This window comes from Haliea salexigens DSM 19537 (assembly GCF_000423125.1).
Classification (GTDB): Bacteria; Pseudomonadota; Gammaproteobacteria; order Pseudomonadales; family Halieaceae; genus Haliea; species Haliea salexigens.
The window spans coordinates 1-2,354 of record NZ_AUHJ01000062.1 but is presented as its reverse complement, the minus strand read 5'-3'; the positions used below and the strand labels follow the sequence as shown (position 1 = coordinate 2,354).

The 2,354-nt window shown below is 49.5% G+C and carries 4 protein-coding genes; 3 read left to right on the top strand and 1 reads right to left on the bottom strand.

Annotated features, from left to right (window positions below; genetic code table 11):
- Positions 1–181 (top strand): hypothetical protein (locus G533_RS25045; protein ID WP_205622671.1); only part of this gene is annotated, 181 nt, incomplete at its 5' end.
- A gap of 252 nt (positions 182–433) precedes the next feature.
- Positions 434–1,498 carry a metallophosphoesterase family protein gene (locus tag G533_RS23065; protein WP_084639186.1) on the top strand — a complete coding sequence of 355 codons (1,065 nt, stop codon included), beginning with the start codon at positions 434–436 and terminating at the stop codon, positions 1,496–1,498.
- Here G533_RS23065 and G533_RS0119235 read toward each other — a convergent pair.
- Positions 1,492–2,007, bottom strand: coding sequence for a MarR family winged helix-turn-helix transcriptional regulator (locus tag G533_RS0119235; RefSeq protein ID WP_084639184.1), 516 nt, complete (start codon positions 2,005–2,007; stop codon positions 1,492–1,494). The two genes, G533_RS23065 and G533_RS0119235, sit on opposite strands and share 7 nt — an antisense overlap.
- A gap of 119 nt (positions 2,008–2,126) precedes the next feature.
- Here G533_RS0119235 and G533_RS24705 point away from each other — a divergent pair, with 119 nt between their 5' ends.
- Positions 2,127–2,267 carry a hypothetical protein gene (locus G533_RS24705; protein WP_240472471.1) on the top strand — a complete coding sequence of 47 codons (141 nt, stop codon included), beginning with the start codon at positions 2,127–2,129 and terminating at the stop codon, positions 2,265–2,267.
- The last annotated feature ends 87 nt before the right edge of the window (positions 2,268–2,354 follow it).

The window sequence follows — 2,354 nt, the reverse complement described above, 5'->3', positions numbered from 1 at the left end:
TCGGGTCGGTGGCTCTGGTAACGACCAGTATCCCGATCCCGGCTGGCCGTCCTGGCCGCCACATGAGGCATGTTCCGCGTCCTTGCAATACTGTGATGTTTTATTTGGGTTTTTAATTTGTTTTTATGAATGGTTTATATTTTCCGCTATAAATACAGACCGTCTTGTCGGTTTTATATAAAGTGTTTTTGTGTTGTCATTCTGTTTTATTGTAATTAAAAGTATATATTTATCAATATGTTGAATTTATTTGTATTGAAAAGGTTAAGTCCGTTTTCATGTAAATATATAATTTTTTTTGGTGGTCATTAAACTGGCTCATGGACGGCCATCTGGCTTGATTGCGTCTGATATATCATATATTATTCGTTTGGGTTTTGAGGCCCTAGATCCTGAATAAAACTAAGTAATAATACAAAGGGGAATTAATATCATGAGAAAATTAACATCTATGTTTAAACCAAAACGATTACCGTTGCTTCTAGGTCTTGGTGCTATGGCCTTGATCGATGTGAGCCTAGCGGCCACAATAGAAGAGGTCGTTGTTTCGCCTGTAACCATTATCGAAGAGCAAACAGGCTCCAACCCCTGGTCTCACCTTGAGTTTCCCAATGCGGATATAGACTTTCAATTCGCCATAGTCAGCGACAATACGGGCGGTGCCTATCCCGGTGTTTTTGACGCGGCAATGACCAAACTCAACCTGCTACAGCCTGAGTTTGTCATGAGTGTAGGCGATCTTATCGAGGGTTACAGCAACAACCGGGAGGCGTTAACTGCGGAATGGGAAGAAATCGATGCTTCAGTTGACAAACTGGAAATGCCCTTCTTCTATGTGGTGGGCAACCACGATATTGGCGACCCTGCCTCGGCTGAAGTCTGGCGGGAGCGGCTGGGCCGCAGCTACTATCATTTCCGCTACAAAGATGTTTTGTTTCTCTGTATGAACACCGAAGACCCTCCACAAGACCTTCCGGCCTGGCTGCTGGAGGGGATGGCGAAGGTTTCGAAAACCCAGGAAAGCGACCCCGCGCAGGCAGAAAAAATAAAGCTCGAATTGCTCGCCAGGATGAGGGAAGCCTTCGTCACGGGCGAGGAATATATGGCCGCTTTCAGTGACCAGCAGGTCGGCTATTTCAAGAAGGTGATTGCGGCCAACCCGGATGTCAAATGGACCTTTGTTTTCGTCCATCGGCCGGTCTGGCAAGCAAACCCCCAGGACAAAAAATTCATGGAGATCGAGGCCGCACTATCAGGACGGCCCTACACCGTATTCGCCGGCCATGCACATACCTACGAGTACCAGGAACGCAAGGGCATGGACTACATACGCCTGAGCACGACTGGAGGCGCATGGGTTTTCGATCCACCTGGGAATTTCGATCATATTGCATGGGTGACAATGACCGACGAGGGTCCGGTGGTCGCCAACATTACACTGGATGGCATATTCGATAAGACTGGAAAGCGGCTACCTGTTAGAGAAACGCTTCAATAATCCGACTCCCGCGCAGCCTGCCCTACACTCTTCTTCAGTGCCAGCATGTCATCCATCAGGGCTTCCTGCTGGTCATACTCCATGTTCGCAAACAGCTCGATGATCCAACCCTCGTGCTCATCGGCCATCTCCCGGAAGTGGCGCCTGCCCTTCGCGGTGAGCCCGACCAGATAGGCGCGTCGGTCAGTTTTCATCGGGGTGCGGTTTACCAGCCCTTCTTTCTCCAACTGTTTCACCAAACCGGTTACATTACCGCCAGATACCATCATCAGGCTGGACAACTCACCCATGGTCAGCTTTTCCGGGTGCCGATCCAACTGGGCCAGCAGATCGAAGCGTGGCAGTGTGCTGGCATAGGACTCACGCAATCTCTGGCGCAACACGCCCTCCACCATATTGGTACAGGTAAGCAGCCGCAACCACAACTTGAGGGCGAGGTGGTCGTCGTCCTGTATGCGCGACTCCGAATCCAGTTGCGAGCTCATATCCAGCCTTTTTAAGATATCCATTCTATGACCGTCATTCTGCCTTGTTTCGACAATTCTTTAAAGTTCAAATAATATTATTTTACATTTAAAATATATTGGCCTAGAATCTGCTGAACACTAACAATGCGACAGGTACTGTCATGAAGATCGTCTGCCTCGGCGGTGGCCCCTCCGGTCTCTATCTCGCCATATCCATGAAACTGCGCAACCCTGCCCACGACATTACCGTGTACGAGCGTAACCGGCCCGGCGATACCTTTGGCTGGCTGGGGCACGTATAGGAAGAATAAACGCCCTTTTCACCCAAGTCCAACAGCTTTGGACCGCAGTTGACTCTTTCGACACCCCTGCGATGCAACCCAATCCGG

What these genes read in the sequence shown, in the direction of transcription:
- G533_RS0119235 (WP_084639184.1), bottom strand. Translation starts at nt 2,007, where the DNA reads ATGGATATCTTAAAAAGGCTGGATATGAGCTCGCAACTGGATTCGGAG.
- G533_RS23065 (WP_084639186.1), top strand. Translation starts at nt 434, where the DNA reads ATGAGAAAATTAACATCTATGTTTAAACCAAAACGATTACCGTTGCTT.
- G533_RS24705 (WP_240472471.1), top strand. Translation starts at nt 2,127, where the DNA reads ATGAAGATCGTCTGCCTCGGCGGTGGCCCCTCCGGTCTCTATCTCGCC.